The 26,524-nt window shown below is 69.6% G+C and carries 26 protein-coding genes; 17 read left to right on the top strand and 9 right to left on the bottom strand.

The annotated features are described in order from the left end of the window. Nucleotides 1-62 precede the first annotated feature (62 nt). Both OIE47_RS36050 and OIE47_RS36055 read right to left on the bottom strand, forming a co-directional pair. Nucleotides 63-947: a fructosamine kinase family protein gene (locus OIE47_RS36050; protein WP_326559024.1), complete on the bottom strand. Its 885-nt coding sequence runs from the start codon at nt 945-947 to the stop codon at nt 63-65. A 169-nt stretch (nt 948-1,116) separates the two neighbouring features. Further along, nucleotides 1,117-1,935: a DNRLRE domain-containing protein gene (locus tag OIE47_RS36055; RefSeq protein WP_326559025.1), complete on the bottom strand. Its 819-nt coding sequence runs from the start codon at nt 1,933-1,935 to the stop codon at nt 1,117-1,119. 226 nt (nt 1,936-2,161) lie between these two features. Between OIE47_RS36055 and OIE47_RS36060 the strand changes: the two genes are divergently transcribed. Further along, nucleotides 2,162-2,443: a helix-turn-helix transcriptional regulator gene (locus OIE47_RS36060; protein WP_326559026.1), complete on the top strand. Its 282-nt coding sequence runs from the start codon at nt 2,162-2,164 to the stop codon at nt 2,441-2,443. A gap of 194 nt (nt 2,444-2,637) precedes the next feature. On the opposite strand, the gene OIE47_RS36065 is transcribed toward OIE47_RS36060, so the two are convergent. Then, complete coding sequence (locus tag OIE47_RS36065) at nt 2,638-3,369, bottom strand: alpha/beta fold hydrolase (RefSeq protein ID WP_326559027.1); 732 nt, start codon at nt 3,367-3,369, stop codon at nt 2,638-2,640. Between the two features lie 152 nt (nt 3,370-3,521). On the opposite strand from OIE47_RS36065, the gene OIE47_RS36070 reads away from it, so the two are divergent. Then, nucleotides 3,522-4,154, top strand: a complete 633-nt coding sequence (locus tag OIE47_RS36070; protein WP_326559028.1) for a TetR/AcrR family transcriptional regulator — start codon at nt 3,522-3,524, stop codon at nt 4,152-4,154. A gap of 27 nt (nt 4,155-4,181) precedes the next feature. On the opposite strand, the gene OIE47_RS36075 is transcribed toward OIE47_RS36070, so the two are convergent. Beyond that, complete coding sequence (locus OIE47_RS36075) at nt 4,182-4,901, bottom strand: hypothetical protein (RefSeq protein WP_326559029.1); 720 nt, start codon at nt 4,899-4,901, stop codon at nt 4,182-4,184. A 152-nt stretch (nt 4,902-5,053) separates the two neighbouring features. Beyond that, nucleotides 5,054-6,100: a HEAT repeat domain-containing protein gene (locus tag OIE47_RS36080; RefSeq protein ID WP_326559030.1), complete on the bottom strand. Its 1,047-nt coding sequence runs from the start codon at nt 6,098-6,100 to the stop codon at nt 5,054-5,056. A gap of 148 nt (nt 6,101-6,248) precedes the next feature. On the opposite strand from OIE47_RS36080, the gene OIE47_RS36085 reads away from it, so the two are divergent. Further along, nucleotides 6,249-6,917, top strand: a complete 669-nt coding sequence (locus tag OIE47_RS36085) for a HEAT repeat domain-containing protein (RefSeq protein ID WP_442792026.1) — start codon at nt 6,249-6,251, stop codon at nt 6,915-6,917. A gap of 6 nt (nt 6,918-6,923) precedes the next feature. Then, nucleotides 6,924-7,922, top strand: a complete 999-nt coding sequence (locus OIE47_RS36090) for a MerR family transcriptional regulator (RefSeq protein ID WP_326559031.1) — start codon at nt 6,924-6,926, stop codon at nt 7,920-7,922. 120 nt (nt 7,923-8,042) lie between these two features. Here OIE47_RS36090 and OIE47_RS36095 read toward each other — a convergent pair whose 3' ends face one another. The 4 genes from OIE47_RS36095 to OIE47_RS36110 all read right to left on the bottom strand — a co-directional run bounded on the left by OIE47_RS36095 (nt 8,043) and on the right by OIE47_RS36110 (nt 9,531). Next, entirely contained in the window at nt 8,043-8,231 is a 189-nt protein-coding gene (locus OIE47_RS36095) for a DUF397 domain-containing protein (protein ID WP_326559032.1), read from the bottom strand. Nucleotides 8,232-8,298: 67 nt separating this feature from the next. After that, on the bottom strand, nt 8,299-8,487 hold the full coding sequence (locus OIE47_RS36100) for a DUF397 domain-containing protein (RefSeq protein ID WP_326563335.1): 189 nt from the start codon (nt 8,485-8,487) through the stop codon (nt 8,299-8,301). Between the two features lie 67 nt (nt 8,488-8,554). After that, nucleotides 8,555-8,743 (bottom strand): DUF397 domain-containing protein, encoded by a 189-nt coding sequence (locus OIE47_RS36105; RefSeq protein ID WP_326559033.1) that lies wholly within the window; start codon nt 8,741-8,743, stop codon nt 8,555-8,557. Next, entirely contained in the window at nt 8,734-9,531 is a 798-nt protein-coding gene (locus tag OIE47_RS36110; protein WP_326559034.1) for a helix-turn-helix domain-containing protein, read from the bottom strand. The genes OIE47_RS36105 and OIE47_RS36110 overlap by 10 nt, the downstream gene beginning before the upstream one ends. A gap of 439 nt (nt 9,532-9,970) precedes the next feature. Between OIE47_RS36110 and OIE47_RS36115 the strand changes: the two genes are divergently transcribed. From OIE47_RS36115 to OIE47_RS36175, 13 genes are all read left to right on the top strand, one after another. Then, a complete protein-coding gene (locus OIE47_RS36115) occupies nt 9,971-11,191 on the top strand; it encodes a helix-turn-helix domain-containing protein (RefSeq protein ID WP_326559035.1) in 1,221 nt (406 codons plus the stop codon). Further along, nucleotides 11,188-11,472 carry a hypothetical protein gene (locus OIE47_RS36120; RefSeq protein ID WP_326559036.1) on the top strand — a complete coding sequence of 95 codons (285 nt, stop codon included), beginning with the start codon at nt 11,188-11,190 and terminating at the stop codon, nt 11,470-11,472. Before OIE47_RS36115 ends, OIE47_RS36120 begins: the two co-directional genes overlap by 4 nt. 65 nt (nt 11,473-11,537) lie before the next feature. Further along, complete coding sequence (locus OIE47_RS36125) at nt 11,538-12,737, top strand: HEAT repeat domain-containing protein (RefSeq protein ID WP_326559037.1); 1,200 nt, start codon at nt 11,538-11,540, stop codon at nt 12,735-12,737. Between the two features lie 59 nt (nt 12,738-12,796). Next, nucleotides 12,797-13,984, top strand: a complete 1,188-nt coding sequence (locus tag OIE47_RS36130; RefSeq protein ID WP_326559038.1) for a sensor histidine kinase — start codon at nt 12,797-12,799, stop codon at nt 13,982-13,984. Next, nucleotides 13,981-14,661 carry a response regulator transcription factor gene (locus OIE47_RS36135; RefSeq protein ID WP_326559039.1) on the top strand — a complete coding sequence of 227 codons (681 nt, stop codon included), beginning with the start codon at nt 13,981-13,983 and terminating at the stop codon, nt 14,659-14,661. The genes OIE47_RS36130 and OIE47_RS36135 overlap by 4 nt, the downstream gene beginning before the upstream one ends. Nucleotides 14,662-14,796: 135 nt before the next feature. Further along, the gene (locus OIE47_RS36140) at nt 14,797-15,732 is read left to right on the top strand and encodes an ABC transporter ATP-binding protein (RefSeq protein WP_326559040.1); all 936 of its coding nucleotides are present in this window, start codon (nt 14,797-14,799) and stop codon (nt 15,730-15,732) included. Then, entirely contained in the window at nt 15,732-16,583 is an 852-nt protein-coding gene (locus OIE47_RS36145) for an ABC transporter permease (RefSeq protein ID WP_326559041.1), read from the top strand. Before OIE47_RS36140 ends, OIE47_RS36145 begins: the two co-directional genes overlap by 1 nt. A gap of 290 nt (nt 16,584-16,873) precedes the next feature. Further along, nucleotides 16,874-18,502 (top strand): sugar ABC transporter ATP-binding protein, encoded by a 1,629-nt coding sequence (locus OIE47_RS36150; RefSeq protein WP_326559042.1) that lies wholly within the window; start codon nt 16,874-16,876, stop codon nt 18,500-18,502. After that, the gene (locus OIE47_RS36155; RefSeq protein WP_326559043.1) at nt 18,499-19,500 is read left to right on the top strand and encodes an ABC transporter permease; all 1,002 of its coding nucleotides are present in this window, start codon (nt 18,499-18,501) and stop codon (nt 19,498-19,500) included. The genes OIE47_RS36150 and OIE47_RS36155 overlap by 4 nt, the downstream gene beginning before the upstream one ends. Next, the gene (locus OIE47_RS36160; protein ID WP_326559044.1) at nt 19,497-20,507 is read left to right on the top strand and encodes an ABC transporter permease; all 1,011 of its coding nucleotides are present in this window, start codon (nt 19,497-19,499) and stop codon (nt 20,505-20,507) included. Before OIE47_RS36155 ends, OIE47_RS36160 begins: the two co-directional genes overlap by 4 nt. A 78-nt stretch (nt 20,508-20,585) precedes the next feature. Beyond that, nucleotides 20,586-21,782 (top strand): ABC transporter substrate-binding protein, encoded by a 1,197-nt coding sequence (locus OIE47_RS36165; RefSeq protein ID WP_326559045.1) that lies wholly within the window; start codon nt 20,586-20,588, stop codon nt 21,780-21,782. A gap of 63 nt (nt 21,783-21,845) precedes the next feature. Next, nucleotides 21,846-22,727 carry a sugar phosphate isomerase/epimerase family protein gene (locus OIE47_RS36170; RefSeq protein ID WP_326559046.1) on the top strand — a complete coding sequence of 294 codons (882 nt, stop codon included), beginning with the start codon at nt 21,846-21,848 and terminating at the stop codon, nt 22,725-22,727. Between the two features lie 209 nt (nt 22,728-22,936). Further along, on the top strand, nt 22,937-26,488 hold the full coding sequence (locus tag OIE47_RS36175) for a ThuA domain-containing protein (RefSeq protein ID WP_326559047.1): 3,552 nt from the start codon (nt 22,937-22,939) through the stop codon (nt 26,486-26,488). The last annotated feature ends 36 nt before the right edge of the window (nt 26,489-26,524 follow it).

Genomic DNA, 26,524 nt, shown 5'->3' on the forward strand with positions numbered 1-26,524 from the left:
GGCACGATGCCACGGCCCGCGCAACACGTCGTACGCGCCGCGCCCAGCCGTCGGGCCTCCGGTCAGGCTCGTGTGCGGAACGGGGCAAGGGTCGCACGGATCTGGTCACCCGCGCCCCAGTCGTCGTCGAACTGGGCCAGCACGGCGAGGTGTTGTCGTAGCTGGACAATCGGCATGCGGGCCCGCCAGTCGGCATCAAGCGAGGTCAGGTCCGCATAAACGTCGAAGAACCGGTGCGCCTCGGGCGGGGGCGAGGTGGACCACACATGGGCGAGGTCGACCTCGGCCCACATGTAGGACACCGCCGGGTCGATCAGCGCGGGCTGCCCGTCCGCGGTGGCCAGGATGTTCTGTGCCCACAGGTCACCGTGCGTCAGACAGGCCGGGCGATCCGGCAGCAGGTCGGGCAGCCGGTGACACAGCCGCTCCAGCGCCGCTCGGTCCCCGCGGTCGAGTGCCGCCTCGACGCGCGGCTGCCCGAGCCATCGAAGCAGCCGGTGCTGCGCGAAGAAGGCATAGCCGTCGTCGTTCCAGGTATTGGTCTGACGGCGGCGGCCCAGCCAGTTGTCGCGGTGCCATCCGAAGCGAGGGTGGGTCGTGCTCGTGTGCAGGCGGGCGAGCAGGTGCGCGAACTGCTCCCAGAAGATCTCGCTGCGCGGCCTCGGCCGCAGCACCGACAACACCAGCAGTTCCCGGTTCGCCAGGATCACTTCGGGTGTCGCCACGCCGCCGAGCTCACGCAGGGCTGCCAGCCCTTCTGCCTCCGCGACGAAGACATCGTCGGCAGGCGCGTCGGTGAGGGCCTTGACGAACACCGGCGGCGCGTCCCGGCGGGTGGCTATGCCCGCGAGCGCCGCGAGCCCGCCCGTCGCCGGCTCCACCGTGACGACCTCGCGGATCCCGGCCCGGAGCAGGCTCTCACGCAGGAACGTCGTCGAGCGTGTCACGACGGACTCCTCCCGTCCGGGGTGCTTGCTCGCCAGCTCCGTCTTCTCCGTGGGCGGCAGCCACCGCCGCATCCGCTGGGACCCGACGGTGGCTGCATACTCCCACGAGCAAAACCCCCACGAGCAGGACCCACGTCACCACAGGTCCGGACGGATCTCCTGTTGGAGCCTAGGACAGGTGGGTGGGCTCCACCGGCGGCAGCGGGTCGGAGTAGACGACCGTGAGCGAGGTGTTCGCGGGGGTGAACCGCTTCCACTGGGTCTGGTTGGTCTCGCTCGCGGCGCGCAGCCCGACGGTGGCGGTGGTACTGGACGCGGACGCGCCCTCCTGGATCAGGTTACGCAGGGCGGCGCCGCCGAACGCCACGGTCCGCGGCGACTGCCCACACCCGCTGTACGCGGATGCGCTGACCTGGCCGAGCTGCGCCAACCAGGGCCCCTGGGTGCTCCAGGTCGTCGACGGGCTGATCGGGGCGGTCTGCCAGAACTGCACCGGGGTGGGCTGGCACGACCACGAGTGGTTGAGGAGGATCTGGAAGGTGGCGTTCTCGATGACCTTCCCCTGCAACGCCGCCGTGTCGAACTGGAACAGCGAGCGCCACACCCCGGTCGAGCCGGCGTCGGAGAGGTAACCGACCCTGGCCACACTGTCCAACCAGTACGGCTGGTTCGGGTACTGGCTGCTCACCGAGGTCCAGCTCGCCGAACCCAACCAGTTCTGGCTGAGTGCCGCGGCGTCGCCGGTGGGCAGCGAGAACACCGCTCGCCGGGTCCCGTCCGGGTTGGCGTAGACCCGCTGGGTGGCCGTACGCCATCCGACGATCTCCACCGACGCGCCGGTGGCCCGGGCGCGTGCCGCCTCGTCGGCGCCGGCCGGGGATGCCGCGGATCCGGCCGAGGCCGGTGCCGCCACCAGACCGAGCAACAGACCGGCCAGCACAGTGGACGTACCGAGCATCCGGCTCAGACTGAACTTTCGCCCCCGCATGGACATCGCCTCCAGGACATCTCTGCATCGGCGTCCACCGGTCGCGGGCGCCCGAGCGTGGAGCCTAGGGACGGGGTCGGCGGACCGGAAGGGTGGATCGACACGTTGACGCCAGAATGTCAGGCCGCTTGACGGACGAAACATCACAATCGATGATCTAGGCATCGGCGGTCGGTGACCAACAAACCACCGACAGGCAGACATGATGACCTACGGGGAGGTTGCCATGCCGGACGACCGCGGCCCGATCAGCGACCGCGAGCGCCGGATCGTCCACCTGATCATCGCCGACTACAGCGACGAGCAGATCGCCGCGGACCTCTTCGTCGCCGTACGGACCATGCAGCGCCAGTTGCGCCGCCTGATGGATCGGGTGGGGGCGCCGAACCGCTGTGCGCTCGGTGCGATCGCGGCCCACCGGGGCTGGCTCACGCCCGAGGCCCTCGGCGAACCCGACTCCCCGCACCGGCCGGAACACGCGCCGACGGCAACAACCCTGGCCGCCTGACGTACGCCGAGGCTCTCCCTCCCGGCGATCCCACCGCGCCCGCAACCTGGCGATGGCGGGCCGGAGAACCGGCCGGGTGAGGGTACGACCTGATGTGGGCAACCTTCGGCACATGGCCGGGTCGCGCCGCGGCACTGTTCCAGCCGGACGGGTGGACGAGAAGCCGGACCTGACCTGACCCCTACCGGCAGCGGTCAGCTACCGGCGCCGGCCTTGTCCACGATCGTGCCGAGCAGCGCGGCGAACTCCTTCGGGTGGGAGTAGAACGGGGCGTGGTTGCCCTCCGCGTGGTAGACGGCTCCCGCCCGCGCGGCCATCCGCTCCTCGACCAGGGCGACCACCGAGAGTTCGTCGTCCGGGATGACGTAGCTGCTGGAGATGGTCTTCCAGCCCACCTGCGTCACCGCCTCGAAGTCGGCGCGGATGGTCTGCGGGACCAGCCGGGCGCTGGCCAGCGCGGTGTCGGGGTTGTCCGGGTTCCCGTCGAAGAACGTGGCGGGCTGGTTGTTCTCCGGGTTCACCGGCGACCGCAGGCCCGCCAGGGAGTCCGGGGTCGGAACGCCGTGGATGGGGAACATCGCCTCACCGAGGTCGGGCATGTAGGCCGCCACGTAGACGAGGTGCACCACGTTGGGGGCGCCCGCGGTGGCCTGGGTGACCGGCATGCCCGCGTACGAGTGGGCGACCACCACCACGGGACCGTCGATGGCGTCGATCGCCGCCCGGACCACCCGCGCGTCGTCGAACATCCCGGGCAGCGGCTCAGGCCGGGACTCGTCCCGCACCGCGCTCGGCAGGTCGACCGTCTCGGTCCGCCAGCCTTCGGCGCCGAGTTCGGCCTGGAGCTTCTCCCAGACCCAGGAACCGTGATGACCGCCGTGTACGAGCAGGAGCGTCGGGCGGTCGGTCGGGAACGGCGTACTCATGATCTTGCCTCTCGGGGTGGGAGGTATGTCACTGATAGTCAGGTTTATGGCAATCGGACGCTGCGTCCGATCCGACTATACATACTTTCCCCGGCACACCCGCTGCCACTACAAGACGGCTGCGGTCGGGCAGAGCGCCCTACGATTGCCCGATGACCTCCACCCGCCGCCCAGCCGCGTCCCCGGAGCGTCGGGAGTCCATCGAGGCGGGGGTGATCGCCGCCATCGAGCGCCTGTTGAAGCAGGGCGCCAGCTTCACCGAGCTGACCATGCAACAGATCGCGGCCGAGGCGGGAGTCGCCCGATCCACCCTCTACCTGTACTTCCAGGAGAAGACCTCGGTACTGATCCCGATGTCGACCAGGCTCGGCGACGGCGCGTTCGACATCATCAACGGGTGGGACCCCCGCGAGCCCAGCGGTCTCGACGGGCTCACGGAGGCCCTGCTCAGGGTGATCGCCTACTACCGCGAACGCGCACACGTACTCGCCGCGATCACCGAGGTCTCCGGCTACGACCGGACCGTACGTGAGCACTGGCAGGCCGAACTCGGCAAGTTCATCGACCTGTCGCAGACCTGGCTGCGTACGGAGCAGGAAGCCGGGCGTACCTCCGCCGACCTTGACCCGCGCACCGCAAGTCAGGTCATCGTCCACGGCGGCAACCAGGCCATCGCCGACCACGTCGCCAACGGCGACCCCGCCCGCGACCGCATCGTGGCGCAGGAACTCGCCGCCAACCAGTGGTTCGGCGGCCTGCGCCGCTCCCAACCGTCGCCGTCATGACGCCACGTCACGCGGGCGGGCACGTCCTCAGGAGCTGAAGTCCTGCGCGGTGAAGATGCCCTTCCTCGCCAGGACAACGGGCTTGTGGAGCCTGCTCACGGTAAGGAACGGGATGAAACCCGGGTCGTAGAAGTCGCCTTGCGGATCGACGTTCTTGACCGCCCGGGACCCCGGCGCCGAGTTGCGCTGGAGCGCGTACCACTGGTCGATGACAAAGGCATCCGGACCCCAGGTCGAATGGTCACCCAACGCGCTGCCCTGTGCCCGGTCCACCACGATCAGAGCATGCGACGCCTCCCCCGGAGTGGCCATGAAACACACCTCGATAGTGCTAGTCGGGTTGAACAACTCCCTGAACATCGAGCCCAGATGTGCCACCACCAGGCAACAGATGTCCACGCACGTCCCCAGGCACACCCCCTTCTTCGCCGCGAGAAGGCGCTCCTTACCGACCCGCAGGTACGCCTTCCCCATGGCGGCGTAGATCTCGGCATCGGTCTTGTCCCGAAGTCCGGGGTCCAACCCGAGCTTGATCTGGGCGCCCAGGGGTTTCAGCTGCGCCCCCGGGCCCACGAGGCTCGGCGCCCAGGCGGTATACCCGCTCTGCGTCACCAGGTTGTTCTGGTTCAGCGTGTTCCACGGGTTGGCCACCACCACACTCGCCAGTACGGAGGAGCTGATCGCCTCCTCCACACCCGCCATGATCTGCGCCTTCGTCTTCACTACGGTGTGAACTGCCTCGGTCACGGCGAACTCCTCAGTCAGCACGGTTCGGGGAGGGGCGCCGCGCTCAACCTTCCAATGTGAACGCGGCTCAGGTATGTATACCGTCACCACTCGTGGCGACACCCTCACAAGTCGTATGAGAGACACCGACTGCGGACCGCCCGGACCTCCTCTCACCCGAGTTCGATGGCTTGCAGGTCCTGGGCGACGAACTGCACCGCCAGGTCCGGATCGTCTCCGGCGCGCTCGATCAAGCCTTCCACCGACCACAGCGCCGGCTGGCCGCCGTCCGACCCGGGGAAGTCGACCTCCAGGTGCAGGCCAAGCTCGAAACGCTCGGCGTACAGCGCGATCTCGGCTTCGGGCAGACGCGCGTGCAGGGCGTCGAACAGTTTGATGGCGAACGCGTCCCGGCGGGCACGAAGGACCGGATCACACTCGCGTAGCGCCTCCTCCACACCCCGGTCGGCAGGATCGAATTTTCGCAGCAGCGGCAGCAACGCGGGATCACCCAGGAAGGCCGCCGCGTCGAAACTGAAGACGTGGGCGCTCGCCTCGGCCAGCAAACCGGCCAGCAGCGGAAGCGCTCGGTGGTCCCGCCGCTTGGCCAGGCCCCGGATACCTTCCTCACGCGCCTCGCTGTAGCTGTCGCCGGTGCGCTCCCAGAGGGCCTGCCGGACAAAATCTCCGTCAGCATTGGTCTGCCAGCCGAGCCCGAACGTCGCCCAGTTGCGTACCTCCCGGTCGGGGTCGGCAGACAAAACGATCAACGCGTCCACGCCGGGACCGTCGACAGCGTCACCGATCACCGCAGGCAGGGAACACGCAACCCGATGACGTACGTCGGAATCGTCGTGCCGGGCTAGCGTGACCAGGACCGGCACCGCACGGGGATCGCAGGTGGCACCCAGAGCGCGGGCGATGGACCAGTGCACGTCGCCGTCGACCTCGGTGTCCGCCATCGAAATCAGGATGGTCGCCGCGCTTGCGCGGATCTGCTCGTGCCTCTCGCTCACGAGGCCGAGCAGGTCGCAGGCCGTGGCCCGCACCGTGGCGTCGGGGGAGGTCACCTGTGTGCCGGCCAGCTCGGCCGCTACCCGTTCCACCCCGGCCGCGCGGTCCAGCACCTCCCACACACCGTCGTAGTCCTCGGGGCAGGTGACCGTGCGCGCGATCCGCACCGCCTTGTCGAAGAGTTCGGCAACGTCGACGCCGTTCACCGCCGAATCGTGCCACAACCGGGTAGAACGGGTCCCTCCCCGCCCGGCGGGTGGAAAGTCACGCAGGTTGCCGGGCAATTCCACAGCGCGCCCGGCTTGACCTTGACACAGTGACAAGGTCTTCACTGGGGTCAGGGAGGTGGTCCCGATGACCATGCCAAAACAGGACACGGATGCGAATCGAGCCCTCCGGGGGCTGGAGCACAGCAGCTCGTCGGTACGGCTGCGGGCAGCGCTGGCGGTCGGCACGACACCCGACCCCCGGTTGATCGACAAGCTCATCGAGCGGTGCGCGATCGAGCCCGAGTTTTACGTACGCGAAATGCTCACCTGGGCACTCACCCGCCAATCAGCATCGCTGGCGGTCCCGAAGCTGATCGACGAACTCCGCTCGGAGCGTACGCAGGCACGAAGCCAGGCGTTGCACACGCTCTCCAAGATCGGGGATCGGCAGGCGTGGCCGGCGATGACCCGGGCGCTGCTGACCGACGCCGACGACGAGGTGGCGCGGAGCGCCTGGCGGGCAGCGGTCATACTCGTGCCCGCAGGCGAGGAACCCCAGTTGGCCGGAGTGCTGGCGACACAACTCGGGCGCGGCAACCGTGAAACGCAGTTGAGCCTGAGCCGGGCGCTGATCGCGCTCGGCGAGGTGGTCATGCCGACGCTGCGCGCAGCGATGACGGATCCCGACCCTCGGGTACGTCAGCACGCGATCGCCACGGAACGGCTGTCGCGCGACCCGGATGCCGGATTCGAGTACGCCGTCGATGAGGCGAAGCGCGTCATGGCCCTTGGTGGGACCGGTCAGGAGGGGTGACAGGCAGTGTTGATCGGTGATGTGGCGCGACGGTCCGGGGTCAGCGCCCGCATGCTCAGGCATTACGACACGCTGGGCCTGGTACGCCCGACGGGTCGTACCCACGCCGGCTATCGGGAGTACTCCAGTGAGGACATCCGCCGGATCTTCCACATCGAGAGCCTGCGGTCACTGGGGCTGTCGCTGCGTGAGGTCGGGCGCGCACTCGACGAGCCCGGCTTCACGCCCTCGGTCCTGGTTGACGACCTCATCGGGCAGACCCGGAAGCGCATCGCGGCTGAGACGGAGCTGCTCACCCGACTCCAGCGGATCGGTGCCGCGGAACCCGCCGGCTGGGAGGAGGTCCTCCAGATCGTCGCGCTGCTCCACGCGTTGGGGTCGGAGAGCGCCGGGAAGCGCCAGCAGGCCGTCCTGTCCTCCGTGGTTCCGGTGCCGGTGGAGGCACTGGTCGAGGCGGTGCTCAACGAGACGGACCCGAACGTCGCCGGAGCCCTCCGATGGGCGTTGGCGCAGTCGGGCGATGCCGGGTTGGCACCGCTGGCGCAGGGCCTCGGCGCACCAGCAGCCGACGTACGCAAACGCGCCGTTCAGTCCATCGCCGAGATCCCGAGCGGTGACGCGACCGTAGTGCTCCGCAACGCCCTCGCGAACTCCGACGTCGTGGTCCGCAGGTACGCGGCCCTGGCGCTCGGGGCACGCGGGGTGGCCGACGCGGTCCCCACGCTCGTGGACATGATCGTCGAGGAGACGAACGACGTCGACGCGGCCGACGCGCTGAGCACACTGGCGAGTGATCCCGCGTTGGCGGACCAGATCGCCACCAGGCTCGTTGACCGCCTCGCCCCCGGCACCGTCGAACCGCCCGCACGTCTACGGCTGACCCAGGCGCTCGCGGACATCCCGGGGACCACGACAACACGTGCGCTCGCGGATCTGTCGAATGACGACGACCGTGCCGTCGCCCTCACCGCCACGTACATCCTCAAACTGCGCGACACACGCTAACGAAGCTTCCCCGGACCACCATCCCAATCATCGGGACGATGCCGCTGACGCTGTGGCGGTCCACTGCCCCCAGAGGGGCAGCAAACCGTCACAGCCGGCGTGGGCGTCGGACGAAGTCGGTCAGTGGTGCTTGGCGAGGGTCACGAAGGCGCGCCACGCGTCCGGGACGAAGGTCAGCGCCGGACCGGTCGGGTCCTTGCTGTCCCGCACACCGACAACACCGGGAAGGTTCTTCGCCACCTCGACACACGTCGAGCCCCCGTTGTTACTACGGGTCGACTTCCGCCAGATGGCACCGGTCAGGTCCATAACGCTGCCGCCTTCCTGATCGCCTCGGGGGATCACCTAGTGGCAAACGCGTCCACGCTCGGCCGACTCAAGACCGCTTGGCAAGGAGTACGAACGCGCGCCACGCGTCCGGACCGAAGCTCAGCGTTCCACCATCGCGGTCCTTGGTGTCGCGCACCAACACCCGGCCGAACAGGTTGTCGGCAACCTCCAGACAGTTGCCGCCGTTCGTGCCCGACCTGGTCGACTTCCGCCAGACGGCACCAGTCAGGTCCATCACGCAACCGCCTTCCTGATCGGTTCGACTGATCACCCTGCGGCAGACGCGTCCACGCTCGGCCGGCTCACGGCCGCTTGGCAAGGGTCACGAAGGCGCGCCACGCGTCCGGGACGAAGGTCAGCGCCGGACCGGTCGGGTCCTTGCTGTCCCGCACACCGACAACGCCGGGAAGGTTCTTCGCCACCTCGACACACGTCGAGCCCCCGTTGTCACTACGGGTCGACTTCCGCCAGACGGCACCGGTCAGGTCCATGTCTTCGCTACTTCCTCGATAAGGTCTACGGTCTCCCGGCGGGGTACCGCATCGCTTCGGACACTCTCCCACCTGTCCTGAAGCATATCCAGATCCACGGCGCGGTCGGTGACGTGCGCACGCAACGGATTGTCCAGGTGCGCGGCCTCACCCTCGGGCCCCTTGGCCAGGATGAAGGCACCGGCAAGACCGGCGTGCATGCCGACCGATTCCGGGATCACGTGCAGGTGAACGTGCGGCATGTTCGCCATCTCGCGCAGGTGCTCGAACTGCTCCACCATCACGGCGGCCGGTCCGATTGCCCGCCGCAGCACCATCGCGTCGATCACGGCGATGAACTTGGGCGGCTGCTCACGGTGCAGGATCGCCTGCCGCTCCATCCGGGAGGCGAGACGCTGAGCGATTTCGTGCTCGGAGTACCGCCCGCCCATGCTGAGCACCCCGCGGGCGTACGCCTCGGTCTGGAGTAGTCCGGGAACCAGCGAGGGCTCGAACCATCGGAGCAACGTCGCGGCGCGCTCGTACTCGATCCACTCAAGCAACCAGGTCGGCGCGGCGCCGTCTTTGACGAGGTCGTCCCACGTGCGTACGAGCCGGCCTCGGGCGCCTACCGCGTCGTCGACGAGTTGAACGAAGTCGCCGGTCAGCGGGGCGCGGCCGGTCTCGACGGCGCTGACCTTCTGGGCCGAAAAGTGGATCCGCTCACCTAGTGCTTCCTGGGTCATCCCAGCGTCCATACGGGCCTGACGCAGTTCACGAAGGAGGAATTCGTAGGTAGACACGCTCACGTTCTCGACCTCTCTTGTCTTTTTAGATCAACTCGGGGTGGACACACGGACCGCCCGACAATCCTCGGTCCGGGCCGGAAGCATTCCGACAGTAAGCCCATCCACAGCAGAGTGTCACTAGCGGAACTGCTCGGAGCTGTCGGCAAAAGCCCGGGTGGGACTGCGGGGCCGCCCCGCGCCTTCCCCCAACCCGTATGTGCGGCGGGGCGGCCCCTTCCATTCCGGAGAGGAGACACCAATGCAGAACCACAACGATGATCAGCCGGCTGCGCCCGTACCGCCGCCGCGTGAAATGCCCCCGGACCTTCCGCCGGCCCCCGGCACCCGGCGGCGTCCGCGAAACGCCGGCCGATTTGGTACGGCGGACAATGCGTTGCCGAACGAGTTCTTCGCGGTCGGGGTTTCCGGCCGCGTCCGGCTCGACCGCACGGTCTGAGAGGTGGAGGAGTTACCGGTCGGTCGGCGGGTGGCCTACTGGCGGGGGCGGCGGAAGATGTCCCAGCAGCTTTTCGCCGACCGGATCGGTAAGTCCAAGAGTTGGGTCGACAAGGTGGAGCGCGGCGAACGCCGGCTGGACAGCCTTTCGACGCTCCACCATTTGGCGACGGTCCTACAGGTAAGCGTCGAGGCACTGCTCGACCGCACGGCGCACACCGCCCGCGTCAAGCCGGCCGGCTCGATCGACCTCGAAGCGGTCCGGATGGCACTCGCCCGCTTCGCCCCGGCAGCCGCCGGGACGGGTGGGTCCGGTACCGGTCCGCCGCTGGACGAGGTGAGCCGCTCGGTCGGGCACGCGTGGTTGACGTTTCAGCATGCCAGGTACGACACCCTGGTCAGCGTGCTGCCGAAGCTGCTGCGGGATGCGCGGGCTGCCGAGACGGGCCACGTCGGGAACAGTGCACTACGCGCCGCGCACCTGCTCGGGGAGGTCTACCAGGTGATCTCTTCGGTGACGCGGAAGCTGGGCGCGGTCGACCTGGCGCGGCTGGCCGCCGAACGGTCGATCGCCCTCGCACAGCGCGCGGACGATCCGCTGCTGGCCGGCACCGGGACGACCAGGTTCGCCAACGCGCTCCTGGCGGCCGGCGACAGTCGAGCGGCGTTCGAGGCGAACGTCGTGATGGCGCACCGTCTTGCGCCGAACGGCGCCACCTGGTCAGATCCGGACCGGGTCTCGGTGTACGGGTCGCTGCTGTTGCAGGGGGCGATGGCGGCGGCTCACATGGGCGACGATGCGAGCGTAGGAGAACTGCTCAGGGAGGCGAAGGTGGCTGCCGACAGGTTGGGCACCGACGACAACCGGTACCGGACGTCGTTCGGGCCGACGAACGTCGAGCTGCACCGCGCGGCAGCGGCGGTCGAGTTGGGCGAGGGTCGGCGGGCGGTGGACATCCACTCCCGACTTTCCCGGCGGGCCTTCGACCGGCTGCTGCCCGAGCGCCGGGCGCAGCACCTCCTCGACGTCGCGCGTGGCCACCTCATGGTCGGCGACCTGACCAGCGCCGGGGAGGCACTGTTGGAGGCCGATCGGCACGCGCCGGCCGAGATCCGGGGTCGGCCGGTCGCACATGACGTGATGACGGAGATCCTTCGACAGACCAGGGGCGTACCGCCCGCACTGGTGACGGAGTTGGCCGACCGGATGGGAGCACTGGTGTGACCGACGATCACGACCTCGGCGACGATCCGATGGGCGCCCCACACCGGCCGGGCGAGGACTGGCGTTGCCGGGACGACAACGAGGAATGGCCGTGCCAGGTCTTCCGCCGACGGATGTGGACGCTGTACCGGCACAACCGGCGCCAACTGGTCGAGGTGATGGGGCGTTTCCGGGACCGCGCGGTGGACGACCTGGACGACCTGAGCCGGGAGCAGGCCGACGCCCGGTTTCTCGGCTGGGTCGCCGATCCCCCGGTCCGACGCCGGTTGAGATCGGTCTGAGGCCGACGATCGACGGTCCACGGGATGTCTGCTGCGTGTCGGTGGCCTGTTGTACGTTCCCGCCCATGCTGGAAGGACTGACCCGGATCCGATGGGACGAGTTGGAGCACGCGTACGGCTCCGCCGAGGACGTGCCCGACCACCTGATCGCCCTGCGTTCACCGGACCCCGACGTACGGGAGAAGGCACGCTGGCACCTCTACGGCAACATCTTCCACCAGGGCACCCGGTACGAGGCGACCGCCTACGCGGTGCCATTCCTGCTGGAGCTGCTGGCTGACCCGGCCACTCCGGAGCGATCCGCCATCCTGGAACTACTGACCTCACTGGCGATCGGTTACGACGAGACCTGGCTCCCGGAAGGTTTCCCGATCGCGTCGTACCGGCAACGGGCCGCCGGCGGAGAGCTGCTGCTGGGCGCGGCACCGGAGCTGGACGACGACGAGGACAACGAGGGTCGCTACACCTACTACGGATCGCTCTCCGACGAGGACCAGCAGCGCTTGTTCGCGTACATCGAGTTGGCCGTACACGACGCGGTCCGGGTGGGGGCGCCGCTGTTCCGGGCCCTGCTCGGCGACGACGCGACCGAGATGCGCGCGGCGGCGGCGTACGCCCTGGGTTGGTTCGGGGAGGACGGGCCCGGCAGCGTGCCGGCGTTGGCCGGTGCGGCGGGCGACCCGGAGGCCGAGGTGGCGGCAACCGCCCTGGTCGCGCTCGGGTTGGTCGGCACCGGCAACGCCGACGCGGCCCGGACCGTCCAGGCGGCGCTGGCCGACCCGCGGGATGTGGTCCGTTGGGGTGCGGCGGTCGCCGCCGCCCGGCTGCACGGTCCGGCCGCCGATCCGCAGGTGGCCGCCGAGTTGCTGAGCTGGACGGGCGGGCAGAGCGACCGTCGGGCCGGCGTCCCGTTCCACGAGGGTGACCTGGCCGGGTACGCCGGCCTGGCGCTGCGGCAGCTCGGCGACGCGCAGGCCGACTCGGCCTTCGACGCGCTGCTTGCCCGGATTCCGGCGGTTTCGGGACCGGAGGCGCTTCCGGTGGTGAATGAGGCGCTGCGTTGGGCGTTCCCGGCCGGTGCGCTCGCCGGGGGCACCCCGGTCGAGCAACTCGACGACCGGCAGCGGCGCCTGCTGCGGGTGCTCGCCGACTCCCCCGGCACCTGGCGGTGGGGCGAACACGGGACGTTCGCCAACTTCACCATGATGCTCGGCGCGTACGGTCTGCCGCGCGACGTCGAGGCGATGCGCGGTTACCTGGCGTGAGCGGCGCGGGCCGCCGGGATGCGTGGCAGGGTCACCCGAGATTGACGTAACGTCACGGTATGTGGGATATGGGGTGGTGGCGGCGTACGGCCCGGTTTCACCCTTACGCCCTTGATGCCGCCGCGGCCGTCGGGCTGTTCGCGATCAGCATCGGCGAACCGCTGGTGGACCCCTCCCCCACCCGGATCGAGCTGAGCGCCGGCGAGATCGCCTTCAGCGCCATGGTCTGTACGGCTGTCGCGCTGCGTCGCCGCTGGCCGCTGCCGGTGTTGGCGTTCTGTAGCGCCGCCACCGCGGCCTCGATCGCGTTCGGCGCCGCCCGCAACCTCTCCACGTTCGCGGTCGTGATAGCCGTCTACACCGTCGCCGCGACCACGAACCGGGCCACCGCGGTCGTCGCCGGCACGTTCACCGCGCTGCTCCTGGTCGCCGGTGCCATCTACTCCTCGTCCAACGGCTCCTGGCTCGACTCCGAGAAGATCGTGCTCGCCCTCTGGAGCGGGCTGGCGACCGCCGTCGGTGACGCCGTGCGCAACCACCGGGACTACATCGTCGCGGTCGAGGAACGCGCCACCCGGGCGGAGCAGAGCCGGGAGGAGGAGGCGCGGCGGCGGGTCGCCGAGGACCGGCTGCGCATCGCCCGCGACCTGCACGACGTGATGGCGCACAACATCGCCCTGATCAACGTGCAGGCCGGGGTGGCCGGGCACGTGCTGCGTACCAACCCGGAGGCGGCCGAGCAGGCACTCGGGCACGTACGGCAGGCGGGCAGGGCGGCGCTCGACGAACTCGGCACCGTGTTGGGCGTACTGCGCCAGTCCGACGACACCGCCGCCCCGACCGAGCCGACGCCCACCCTGAACCGGCTTCAGGAGCTGGTCGACTCGTTCCACCGGACCGGGCTCGCGGTCAAGTGGCGGCTCTCCGGTCAGCCGTACCCGCTGGCTCCGGCGGTGGACCTGGCCGCGTACCGGGTGGTGCAGGAGTCCCTGACGAACGTGCACAAACACGGCGGCGAGTCCGCGCAGGTACGACTCGGGTACCAACCGGACGAGCTGACCATCGTGATCGAGAACGACGCGCCACCGGGTGAACCGGCCGCCGATCCGGTCGCGGGGACCGGGCACGGCCTGCTCGGTATGCGGGAGCGGGTGACCGCCGTCGGGGGCACCATGCACGCCGGGCCGGTGCCGGGCGGGTTCCGGGTCCGGGCCGTCCTGCCCGCGCGGCAGGAGAAGACGCCATGACCATCCGGGTGCTGCTCGCCGACGACCAGAACCTGATCCGGGCCGGGTTCCGGGTGCTGGTCGACTCCGCCCCGGACCTCGAGGTGGTGGGCGAGGCGACCACCGGCGTGGAGGCCGTCGCCCTGGCCCGGACAACCCGGGCCGACGTCGTCCTGATGGACATCCGGATGCCGGATCTGGACGGCCTGGGCGCAACCCGGCAGATCACCGAGGACGAGAGCCTGTCCGGCGTACGGGTGCTGATCCTGACCACCTTCGAGGTGGACGAGTACGTCCTCCAGGCGCTCCGGGCCGGTGCCAGCGGCTTCCTCGGCAAGGGCGTGGACCCGGCCGAGTTGCTGGACGCGATCCGGGTGGTGGCCCGGGGTGACGCGCTGCTCTCCCCGGTGGCCACCAAGGGGCTGATCGCCCGGTTCCTGTCCCAACCGGAGGATTCGGCCGCCACGGTGCCGGCACAGCTAGACCTTCTCACCGAACGTGAGCGCGAGGTGCTGATGCTGGTGGCCGCCGGGCTCTCCAACGATGACATCGCCGAACGGCTCGTACTCTCGCCCCTGACGGCGAAAACGCACGTCAACCGGGCGATGACGAAGCTCGGCGCGCGGGACCGGGCGCAGCTCGTGGTGATCGCGTACCAGAGCGGTCTGGTACGCCCCAGCGAACCCCCATCACGTTGAGTAGTCGATCCGATATACCACCTCTGTAGTACGTCAGGTGTCTACGGGCAGACGACGACGCGCACCCCGAGCAAAGGCGATGGTTGTTGCCATGCGCCGCTGGGTGCGGCACCGCCCCGACAAGGAGCACCCGACATGATCGAAGTGAAGAACCTGGGCAAGCGGTACGGCGAGAAGGTCGCCGTCGACGATCTGAGCTTCACCGTGCGGCCAGGCATCGTCACCGGCTTCCTGGGACCGAATGGTGCGGGCAAGTCCACCACCATGCGGATGATCGTCGGTCTGGACGCACCCACCTCCGGCAGCGTCACCGTCAACGGCCGCCGGTACGCCGACCACCCCGCGCCACTGCACGAGATCGGCGCGCTGCTGGAGGCCAAGGCCGTGCACACCGGTCGGTCCGCCTACCACCACCTGCTCGCCATGGCCGCCACCACCGGCATTCCCAAGCGCCGGGTGGACGAGGTTATCGACCTGGTCGGGCTGCACGAGGTCGCCCGCAAGCGGGCCGGCGGCTTCTCCCTGGGCATGGGGCAGCGCCTCGGCATCGCCTCCGCCCTGCTCGGCGACCCGGCCACGGTCCTGCTCGACGAGCCGGTCAACGGGCTCGACCCCGAGGGCGTCCGGTGGATCCGCAACCTGCTCAAGGACCTGGCCGCCGAGGGTCGTACCGTCTTCATCTCCTCGCACCTGATGAGCGAGATGGCGTTGACCGCCGAACACCTGGTCGTGGTCGGCAAGGGCCGCCTGATCGCGGACGTGCCGATGGACAAGTTCTGCGGCCTCTCCTCCTCCACCCGGGTACGCGTCCGCTCCCCCCAGTCGCACCGGCTCAGCGAGTTGCTCGTCGGCCCGGAGGTCGAGATCAGCAGCGCCGAGCGCGGCGTACTGGAGGTCTCCGGACTCAGCACCGAGCAGATCGGCGAGCGGGCCGCGCTGGCCGGCGTGACCCTGCACGAACTCTCGGTCCAGCAGGCCTCGCTGGAAGAGGCGTTCATGGAGCTGACCCACGACTCGGTCGAGTACTCCGCGACCACCCCCGAGCCCGTACTCGCCGGAAAGGCGGCCTGATGAGCACCGCGACCCTCGAGACCACCCGCTTGGTCTCCACCCCCGCCCCCCGTACGCGCACCCCCCGAACCGGACGGGTCACCCTCGCCCGGGTCATCCGCTCCGAGTGGATCAAGCTCCGGTCACTGCGGTCGACGGTGGTCAGCCTGCTCGCCACCATGGGCGTGGTGATCGCGCTCGGGCTGCTGTTCGCCGGTGTGGTCTCCGGTCGGATCGGCGGGGAGTCGCTGGGCATCGGCGCGGGCAGCACCGCTGACCCGGTCGGCGCCAGCCTCGGCGGGGTGCAGCTCGGACAGTTGATCATCGGCGTGATCGGGGTGCTCCTGGTCGCGGGCGAATACACCACCGGGATGATCCGGGCCACGCTCGCCGCCGTACCCCGGCGGTTGCCGGTGCTGTGGGGCAAGACCATCGTGTTCGGCGGCGTCACCCTGGTGGCGATGCTGGTCGCCACGCTCGCGGCGTTCTTCGGCGGCCAGGCCCTCCTGGGCGAGCACGGCGTCAGCCTGTTCGACACCGGTGTGCTCCGCGCGGTCGTCGGTGGGGCCGTCTATCTGACCGGGGTCGGCCTGCTCGGCCTGGCCCTGGGCGCGCTGCTGCGGGCCACCGCCGCCGCGATCGGCGCCCTGTTCGGCGCCATGCTGGTCGTACCCGGTCTCTTCCCGCTGCTGCCGAGTAGCTGGAACGACGCGGTCGGACCGTACCTGCCGTCGCACGCCGGGGAGTCCTTCATGGCGGTCACGCCGAGCGCCGGGATGCTCGGCCCGTGGGCGGGACTCGCGGTCTTCGCCGGTTACGTCGTCGTCGCCCTGGCCGCCGCCGCGATCATGCTCAAGCGCCGGGACGCCTGACGCCCCGCCACTGACGGGGCACCGAACCCGACCGAGCACCGCCTGCCACGACCACGTGGCGGGCGGTGCTCGTTTTTGTGCGAGCAGCCAGGCGCCCGTTGATCCGCAGCTCTCAATACATAATCAACCATCAATGCCACCAACCCGGACATCCTTTCCTTAAGCATCACATCAACTTTTGGTTACAGGTACAAAAGTTTTACGACTGGGTACGTAACTTTCGCTTTACATGACCGTCATCAATGCCTAGTCTTCGATGCCAAGGGTCGCCGGATGCGGGGGTGGCGCGGATGACGGACGCAGACGCAACGCCGATCGACAACGCATCCGACCAGGTCATGCTGCGGATGACCGGCATCACCAAGCGCTTCTTCGGGGTGACCGTGCTCGACCGGGTCGACCTCGACTGCCGCCACGGCGAGATCCACGCTGTGATGGGCGAGAACGGCGCCGGCAAGTCGACATTGATGAAGATCCTCGTCGGGGCGTACCAGCCGGACGGCGGGCGGATACTGATCGACGGCACCGAGGTGCAATTCGGCCACCCCCGGCAGGCCCTGGAAAAAGGGGTCAGCATCGTGCACCAGGAACTCAACCTGCTGCCCGAACGGACCGTCGCCGAGAACATCTTCCTCGGCCGGGAACCACGCCGGCGGCTCGGCGTCGACCGGCGCGCGATGGAGACCGCCGCCACCGAACTGCTCGCCACCCTCGGCGCCGACGACGTCATCGGAGCGCGTACGCCGGTCGGCCGGCTGCCGGTGGCCCAGCAGCAACTGGTCGAGATCGCCAAGGCGCTCTCCTTCGAGCCCCGCATCCTGGTGCTGGACGAACCCACCGCCGCGCTCTCACCGCACGAGGTGGACGCGCTGTTCACGCGCATCCGGCGGCTGCGGGACAACGGCCTGACCGTGCTCTACATCTCGCACCGGCTCAAGGAGATCTTCGAGCTGACCGACCGGATCACCGTCCTCAAGGACGGCCGGCGGGTCGACACGGTGGACACCGCACGGGTCGACACCCGCCGGCTCGTACAGCTCATGGTGGGGCGGGAACTCGACCACTACTTTCCGCCGAGGGCGACGCCGGAGCAGGTCGGGGAACCCCGGTTGACCCTGCGCGGCGGCGGCGCCGGGATCCTGCACGACGTCGACCTGGAACTGCGGGCCGGCGAGATCGTCGGCCTGGCCGGTCTGGAGGGGTCCGGGCGTACCGAGCTGGCGAAGCTCCTGTTCGGCGCGACCCGACTCACCGCCGGCACCCTGAGCGTCGGCGGGCGGACCCGGACGCTGCGCTCGCCCCGGCACGCGATCCGCCACGGCATCGGCCTGCTCACCGAGGACCGCAAGAGCGAGGGACTGGTGCTGCCGCTGTCCGTACGCGACAACAGCCTGCTCGCGATCCGGGCGATGGGGACCGCCGGTCGGCGCGGCGCCGGTGGGACCGGGGCGACCACGGCCGGCGTACGGGACCTGCTCGACCGGGTGCAGTTGCGCGGCGGCGCCCCGCACCGGGAGGTCCGTTACCTGTCCGGCGGCAACCAGCAGAAGGTGGTGCTGGCCAAGTGGCTGGCCACCGGAGCCACCGTACTGATCTTCGACGAACCGACCCGGGGGATCGACGTCGGCGCCAAGGCGAGCATCCACGAGCTGATGCGGGAGCTGGCCGCGGGCGGGGTGGCGATCCTGATGATCTCATCCGAGCTGCCCGAGGTGATCGGGATGGCCGACCGGATCGCGGTGATGCGACACGGCACCATCGCCGGCTGGCTGCCGCCCGGTGCCAGCGAGGCCGAGATCATGCTGCTCGCCACCGGTGAGCCGGACCCGACCGGGGCGGCCGACGCCGCCCGGGTGGCCGCCATCGCCGGGGCCCGGGACACCACCCAGGACGGTACGACGGAAGGCGCCGCCCGATGACCGCGCAGACCCTCTCCCCCACCCTCGGCCGGACCGGGCTGCCCCGCACCGGTTTCGCCAGCGCCCCGGTCTGGCTCGTCTTCGGCGGTGTCTTCGCCGTCGCCTGGTTGCTGGTCGAACTCGACGGCGGCGACTTCATGACGGTCAGCAACCTGCAGAACATGGCCGTCCGGTCGGTGGCGCTCGGCCTGGTCGCGGTCGGCCAGACCATCGTCCTGATCGGCGGCTCGCTGGACCTGTCGGTGGCGTACACCGTCGGTGTCACCGCCGTCGCGGCGTCCTTCGTGATGCAGGGCGACCCGGACCGGATGGTCCTCGGGGTGCTGGTCACCCTCGCCCTCGGGGTCGTGATCGGACTGGTCAACGGCCTGGTCATCACCGGGCTCAAGGTGAACGCGTTCATCGCCACGCTGGGCACCTCGCTGGTGATCAGCGGCATCCTGAACGCCCTGTTCACCAACTTCACCGGGTCGGTCCCGCGCGCCTTCCAGGGGCTGGGCTACAACGCCGTCGGGCCGGTGCCGGTCTCGGTGATCCTGCTGCTGGCCGTGGTCGGCGGCGCGTGGTGGGTGCTGCGGCACACCCGGTTCGGCTACCACCTCTACGCGGTGGGCGGCAGCGAGGAGGCCGCCCGGCTCTCCGGCGTACGGTCCGCGCGGGTGATCGTCACCGCACACGTGCTGTGCAGCGTCACCGCCGTACTGACCGGGCTGTTCCTGGTCAGCCGGCTGCGGTCGGGCGCACCGTGGGTCGGCACCGACGGCGGGTACGACCTCGAGTCGATCGCCGCCGCGGTCGTCGGCGGTACGGCACTCGCCGGTGGCCGGGGCACCGTCGCCGGCACCCTGGCCGGGGTGCTGATCCTCGCCGTCATCGACCAGGTGTTCAACCAGTACGAGGTGAACGCCTTCCTCAAGACGCTGATCCGGGGCGTCATCATCGTCGGTGCGGTCGCGCTCTACGCGCTTCGTACCCAGCGGGACGAGGCGGGGCTGTGACGATCACCGAGGAACCGGCTCCGGTCGTACCCCCGAAGGACGCCGCCGGGCGACGGGCCTGGACCGCGCTGCGGGCCGTGCCCCCGATCTGGATCATCCTGGTGGTGGTGATCGCGGTCCTGACCTGGCGCAACCCGGTCTTCATCGAGCCCGACTCGTTCGTCAACTTCCTGCGCCGATCGGCCCCGCTGGCCATCCTCGCCGCCGGCCAGGTCTACGTGATCATCTCCGGCGAGTTCGACCTGTCGGTGGGAGCGCTGGTCACCGCGGTCGTCGTGATCGCCGCCCGCCTCTCCGACGGCGAGGCCGCCAACACCTGGTGGCTGATCCTCCTCCTGCTGGCCGGCGGCGTGCTGGTCGGGCTGGTCAACGGCCTGGTCACCACCCGGCTGCGGGTGCCGTCGTTCATCGCCACGCTGGGCATGCTGCTGGTGCTCAACGGCGCGGTGTTCCTCTGGTCCGGTGGCGCCCCCAGGGGATCGCTGGCGGACAACTTCCGGCAACTGGGCCGGCGCGGCATCGAGGGCCTGCCCGGACTGAACATCCTCCCGTACGCGCTGCTCATCCTGATCGCCGTCGGGGTCGGGCTGTGGCTGCTACTGGGACACAGCCGCTTCGGTCACCAGGTCTACGCGGCCGGCGGCAACCAACGGGCCGCCGCCCTGTCCGGCGTGGACGTACGCCGGGTGCGTACCACCGCGTTTGTCATCTCCGCGCTCTGCGCGGTGGTGGCCGGGATCCTGCTCGGCGGCGCCACCGGCGTCACCGCCGAGGCCGGGGTCGGGTACGAGTTCCAGGCCATCGCCGCCGTCGTGCTCGGCGGGGCGGTGCTCGGCGGAGGGCGGGGCAGCGTGGGCGCGGCGATAGCCGGCGCGCTCACCCTCCAGGCCCTCTTCTCACTGCTCAACCAGTTCGGCCTTGCCCAGTCGCTCCGGCAGGTGGTGCAAGGCGTGATCATCATCGGCGCAGCCGCGTACGCGGCACGCAGGATGCGCCGCTCGGGCTGACCATCGGCGGGGTCAGGTCCATTCCACCGTTCTCTTTCGAAGAACTCCGCGTTCCCGAATCGGAAGGAGAAAGGCCCGATGCGTTCACCCACCACACTGCGCCGCCTCGCGCTCGGCGCGGCAGCGGTGCTGGCCCTGGCCGGCTGCAATTCCACCGCACCGGAGGACGGAGCGGAGGGCGACGGCGGACCGGCCGGCAGCGGCACCGGCAACCAGTCGTCGTTCTTCGTCCAGGCCGACTACGACGAACAGGTCAAGCAGCGGGACATGGCCGCGACCGGCCCGGCCGACTCACCGTGGTTGCAGGCCATCGCCCCGCAGCTGACCGACACCGCGAAGTTCACCAAAGCCGGACCGCACAACATCTGCTTCTCCAACGCGGCGGTGAACAACCCCTGGCGACAGGTCGGCTGGACCACCATGCAGGCCGAGGCGAAACTGCATCCGGGCGTCACGCTCACCGCGGTCGACGCCGAGGGCAAGGACGAGAAGCAGATCAGCGACATCGAGGGGCTGATCGCCGGCAAGAGGTGCAGTGCGCTGATCGTGTCGCCGAACACCACCAAGGCGCTCACCCCGGCGGTCGAGAAGGCCTGCGCGGCCGGGCTGCCGGTGGTGGTCTTCGACCGGGGTGTGGAGACCGACTGCGCGACGACGTTCATCCACCCGATCGGCGGCTACGCGTTCGGGGCAACCGCAGCCGAGTTCCTGGTCGGGAAGGTCAAGAAGGGCGGCAAGATCCTCGCCCTGCGCATCCTGCCCGGGGTCGACGTACTGGAGACCCGCTGGTCGGCAGCGAAGGTGATCTTCGACCAGGCGGACGCCAACGTGGTCGGGGTGGAGTTCACCGACGGGGACGCGGCCAAGGTGAAGACCATCGTGAACGACTACATCGAGCGGTTCGGCTCGATCGACGGTGTCTGGATGGACGCCGGGGCCACCACGGTCGCCGCGATCGAGGCGTTCGAGGACGCCGGTGCGGAGATCCCACCGATCAACGGCGAGGACCAGCAGGACTTCCTGAAGATCTGGCAGGACAAGAAACTGACCGCGATCGCGGCCACGTACCCGACCTACCAGTGGCGTACGCCGGTGATCGCGGCGGTGGACATCCTCGCCGGCAAGCAGGTGCCGAAGGAGTGGGTGCTGCCGCAGCCGACCATCACCGACGCCAACCTCGCCCAGTACGTCCTGCCGGACATGCCGCCGCTGCACTACGCCCTGTGCGGCTGCGAGAAGATGCCCGGCTTCCCCGCCGACTGGGGCGGCAAGTAACCGCGTCGTCGACCGGGGCCCGGCGGTGCCGCCGCCGGGCCCCGACCCACCGGAAGGAGCAGCGTGTACGGCATCGGCGCCAACACCTGGATCTGGGTCTCCCCGCTCACCGACGAACGGCTCGCCGCGCTCGCCCCGCGGATCGCCGGCTGGGGCTTCGACACGATCGAACTGCCGATCGAGTCGCCGGGCGACTGGGATCCCGGACGTACCGCGGACCTGCTGGCCTCGCTCGGGCTGGGCGCCACCACCTGCGCGGTCATGCCGCCGGGGCGGGACCTGGTGACCGACGACCCCGACGTGGCCGCCGGCACCGCCGACTACCTGCGAGCCTGCGTACGGGCGGCGGCCCGGATCGGCGCCCGGGTGGTGGCCGGGCCGATCTACGCCCCGGTCGGGCGGACCTGGCCGCTCGACCCGATCGGCCGGCGGGCGACGATCCGGCGGCTGGTCGACCGGTTGCGCCCGCTCGCCGACGAGGCGGCGGCACATCGGGTCACGCTCGCCCTGGAACCGCTGAACCGGTTCGAGACGAGCCTGATCAACACCGTGGAGCAGGGTCTGGAGGTGGTGGCCGCGGTGGACAGCCCCGGTCTGGGGCTGGCCCTGGACACGTTCCACATGAACATCGAGGAACGTGACCTGCCCGCGGCGCTGCGTACCGCCGGCCGGTGGTTGGCGCACGTGCAGGTCTGCGCGAACGACCGGGGAGCGCCCGGCAGTGACCATCTCGACTGGCCCGGCATCATCGACGCGCTGACCGAGGTGGGCTACTCGGGGCCGCTGTGCATCGAGTCGTTCACCTCGGAGAACCGTACGATCGCGACCGCGGCGGCGATCTGGCGACCCCTCGCGCCGAGCCAGGACGAGTTGGCGACCGCGGGGCTGGCCTTCCTCCGGGCGCTGCTGCTGGGGCGGGAGACGCCGGCTCGGGCCGGACTCTGACCGGCTCCCGACGCACCCGACGACAGTCCCCGCCGGGTGGCTGCCACCTGCCCTTTTCCTCGTATCCGCAATGCCAATTCAGACATTGACTTATATCGATGCTTGACGGCAACCTGTTGTTGCAAAACGAATGCGTGGGGGACGGTCCCCCGATCGGCGGCGCATTCCAGCGGTACCACCACCACCGCTGCCCGTCGAGAGGAGACGGCATGCGTCGCCGTTTCTCAGTGTTGGTCACCCTGTCCGCCGTCGTCCTGACGTTCCTCGTACTGCCGGCCCGACCGGCCGCCGCCGCGCCGTTCCGCGCGCTGCTCTTCTCCGAGACCGCCGGCTACCGGCACGACTCCATTCCGGCCGGCATCACCATGTTCAACCAGCTCGCGGCCGAGAACGGCTTCACCGTCGTCGCCTCCGAGGACTCGGCGGTCTTCACCCCGGCCAACCTGGCCACCTTCGACGTCGTGATCATGTTCCAGACCTCCGGCATGGTCTGGGACAACGAGGCCCAACGCCAGGCGATCCAGGGCTACGTCGCCGCCGGAGGGGGCATCGCGGCCATCCACAACGCCACCGACATGGGCATCGAGGCCACCTATCCCTGGTGGGACAACCTGGTCAACGGCGGCGCGCACATGCCCGCGCACTCCCCCGGCGTACTGCCGGGCACCGCACACGTCGCGGACAAGGCACACCCGTCGACCGTCGGCCTGCCGGACCGGTGGAACCGCAGCGAGGAGTGGTACAACTTCGACCGCAACCCGCGCGGCGACGTACACGTGCTGGTCACCGCCGACGAACGGACGTACGACCCGGGCGGCGCGGCGATGGGCGCGGACCACCCGATCTCCTGGTGCCGCGAGGCCGAGGGCGGGCGGGTCTGGACCACCGCCATGGGTCACGCCGCCTCGTCGTACAGCGAAACGCTGTTCCGCCAACACCTCCTCGGTGGCGTGCAGTGGGCCGCCGGTGACAAGCCCGGCGACTGCGGCGGCACGATCTGGGGCAACTTCGAGAAGGTCGCCCTGGACGAGAACACCGCCGACCCGATGGCGCTCGACATCGCCGCCGACGGCCGGGTCTTCTACGTCCAGCGCGCCGGACAACTGAAGATCTTCAAGCCGTCGAACAACTCCACCGTCACCTCCGGCACGCTGAGCGTCTACACCGGGGGTGAGGACGGCCTGGTCGGGATGGCACTGGACCCGAACTTCGCGACCAACAAATGGATCTACCTCTACTACTCGCCGTCGGCCGCCACCACCGACATCAACCGGCTGTCCCGGTTCACCGTCAACGGCGACACCCTCGACCCGGCCAGCGAACGGGTGCTGCTCGACGTCCCGGCGTACCGGTCGCGGACCAATCCGGAACCGGGCCACACCGGCGGGTACGTCGCCTTCGGCCCCGGCGGCAACCTCTACCTGTCGGTCGGCGACGACACGCCCCCGAACTACGACCCGGCCTGGCAGGGTTACGCCCCGCTGGACTGGCGGTCGGGCAGGTCGTTCCTTGACGCGGCCCGCTCCGCCGGCAACACCAACGACCTGCGCGGCAAGATCCTGCGGATCCACCCCGAGGCCGGCGGCACCTACACCATCCCGAGCGGCAACCTCTTCTCCCCCGGCACGGCGAACACCCGGCCGGAGATCTACGCGATGGGCTTCCGCAACCCGTTCCGCTTCCAGGTCGACCCGCAGACCGGCTGGATCAACATGGCCGACTACGGACCCGACCGGGGCGGTCCGACCACCAACCGGGGACCGGAGGGGCTGGTCGAGATCAACGTGATCAAGCAGGCCGGCAACTTCGGCTGGCCGTTCTGCCACGGCAACAACCAGGCGTACGCGCCGTACAACCCGGACACGGGGGTGGTCGGGGCGAAGTTCAACTGCAACGCCCCGGTCAACAACTCGCCGAACAACACCGGTCTCACCACCCTGCCCCCGCTGGTCCAACCCCAGGTCTGGTACGGCTACGGCGTCTCGCCGCAGTTCCCGGAGCTGGGTGAGGGCGGAGCGGCCCCGATGGGCGGGCCGGTCTACCGGTACAACGCCGCGTCCACCTCACCGACCAAGTTCCCGGCCTACTACAACGGGGTGCACTTCTTCTACGAGTGGGCCCGCAACTACGTCAAGGAAATCCACTTCGACTCCACCGGCGCCCTGGTGAAGATCAACCCGTTCCTGCCGACCGCCTTCTTCAACAAGCCGATGGACATGCGGTTCGGGCCGGACGGTTCGCTCTACGTGCTGGAGTGGGGGGCGAACTTCGGCGGCGGGAACAACGACTCCGGGCTCTACCGGATCGACTACTCCAGTGGCGACCGCTCACCGATCGCCAAGGCCACCGCCACCCCGAACAACGGCCGTACGCCGCTGACCGTGCAGTTCTCCAGCGCGGGCTCGTACGACCCGGATCCGGGTGACGTCATCACGTACGCCTGGGATCTCGACGGGAACGGCACGACCGACTCGACGGCGGCGAACCCGTCGAGGGTCTACACCGCCAACGGCAACATCACCGCCCGGTTGACCGTCACCGACAACACCGGCAAGAGCGCCTTCGCCAACGTACCGATCACGGTCGGCAACACCGCACCGACGGTCGCCATCACCGGACCGCCCAACGGCGGCATGCTCGACTTCGGTCAGCAGGTCGCGTACACCGTGTCGGTGACCGATCCGGAGGACGGTGCGGTCAACTGCGCCCAGGTGTTCATGAACCCCGCCCTGGGGCACGACGACCACCAACACCCGACCAGTGACTACGCCGGGTGCTCCGGCAACGTCTCCACCGAGCTGCTCGGCGGACACCCCGACGGGGCGAACCTGTACTACGTGCTCAACGCCCGCTACCAGGACAACGGTGCCGGTACGGTGGCCCGGCTGACCGGTTACGCCAACTCGATCCTGCAACCGAAGCACAAGCAGGCGGAATACTTCACCGGCCAGTCCGGCACCCGGGTGGTCGACCAGGCCGGGGCGGAGAGCGGCAAGCGGATCGGCGACGTCAGCAACAACGACTGGGTCATGTTCGATCCGATGAGCCTGCAGGGCATCACCTCGGTCAGCTACCGGCTGTCGAGCCCGACCGGCGGTGGCTCGATCGAACTGCGGGCAGACTCGCCCACGGGTCAACTGCTGGCAACCGCGCCGGTGGCGAGCACCGGAGGCTGGGACACGTACGTGAGCCAGCCCGCCGTACCGGTCAGCGCCCTGTCCGGTACGCACAAGCTGTACATGGTGTTCAAGTCGTCGGTGGACAACAACTTCGACCTCGACTCGTTCACCTTCGGCGGCGCCGGTGTCGGCACCACCCCGTCGGGTGGCATCGCCGGCCGGACCTGGACGCTCACCGCGACGTCCAGCGGCAAACTCGCCGACGTCAACGGGCAGTCGACGGCCGACGGTGCGGTGGTGCACCAGTGGGCGGCGACCGGTGGCACCAACCAGCGCTGGCAGGCGGTCGACGCCGGTGGCGGCACGGTGCAGCTCAAGGCCGTACACAGCGGCAAGTGCATGGCGGTGACCGGCGGCTCCACCGCCACCGGCACCGGGATCACCCAGGTCACCTGCGGCACCGCGGCGAACCAGCGGTGGCAGCCGGTGGCGACCTCCACCGGCGTCTACGAACTCAGGGCCGCGCACTCCGGTCTCTGCCTGGACGTCAACGGCAACTCCCTCGCCGACGGCGCGACGCTGATCCAGTGGACCTGTAGCGGTGGCGCCAACCAGAGGTGGCGACTGACCCAGGTCGCCTGAGCCCTGCCCCCGTCCCGGGCGGTACGCGTCCCCGTA

The sequence above is a fragment of the Micromonospora sp. NBC_01796 genome, from assembly GCF_035917455.1.
Lineage (GTDB): Bacteria > Actinomycetota > Actinomycetes > Mycobacteriales > Micromonosporaceae > Micromonospora_G.